At 62.1% G+C, this 860-nt stretch carries 1 protein-coding gene; it reads right to left on the bottom strand.

Annotation, left to right across the window (positions count from 1 at the left end; all coding sequences use genetic code 11):
• Positions 1-860 (bottom strand): elongation factor Tu (gene tuf, locus HMPREF9440_RS06780; RefSeq protein WP_008542741.1); only part of this gene is annotated, 860 nt, incomplete at both ends.

Here is an 860-nt window from a genome sequence, read left to right as displayed (position 1 = left end):
TCGATGATCGAGGCGACGACGCCGGCGCCGACGGTGTGACCGCCTTCACGGATGGCGAAGCGCAGGCCCTGTTCCATGGCGATCGGGCAGATGAGCTTGACGGTCATCTGGATGTTGTCGCCGGGCATGACCATTTCGACGCCTTCCGGCAGTTCGATCGTGCCCGTCACGTCCGTCGTACGGAAGTAGAACTGCGGACGATAGCCCTTGAAGAACGGGGTGTGACGGCCGCCTTCTTCCTTCGTGAGGACATAGACCTCACCCTTGAAGTGGGTGTGGGGGGTGATGGAACCGGGCTTCGCGAGAACCTGGCCGCGTTCGACGTCTTCACGCTTCGTACCACGGAGGAGGATACCGACGTTGTCGCCGGCCTGACCCTGATCGAGGAGCTTGCGGAACATTTCGACGCCCGTGCAGGTCGTCTTCGTCGTGGGCTTGATGCCGACGATTTCGATTTCGTCGCCAACCGTGATCACGCCGCGTTCAACACGACCCGTCACGACCGTACCACGGCCAGAGATCGAGAACACGTCTTCGATCGGCATGAGGAACGGCTGGTCCACGGCGCGTTCCGGCGTCGGGATGTAGCTGTCGAGCGTTTCGGCGAGCTGGAGGATGGCGGGTTCGCCGATCGGGCTCTTGTCGCCTTCGAGGGCCATCTTCGCGGAGCCCTTGATGATGGGAATGTCGTCGCCCGGGAAGTCGTAGTTCGAGAGGAGCTCACGAACTTCCATTTCGACGAGCTCGAGGAGCTCTTCGTCGTCGACCATGTCGCACTTGTTCAGGAAGACGATGATGTAGGGGACGCCGACCTGGCGGGCGAGCAGGATGTGCTCACGCGTCTGGGGCATCGGACCGTC

This window comes from Sutterella parvirubra YIT 11816, assembly GCF_000250875.1.
Taxonomy (GTDB): domain Bacteria; phylum Pseudomonadota; class Gammaproteobacteria; order Burkholderiales; family Burkholderiaceae_F; genus Sutterella; species Sutterella parvirubra.
Note: the sequence above shows the minus strand (reverse complement) of the source record. Positions and strands in the feature narration are given on the sequence as shown.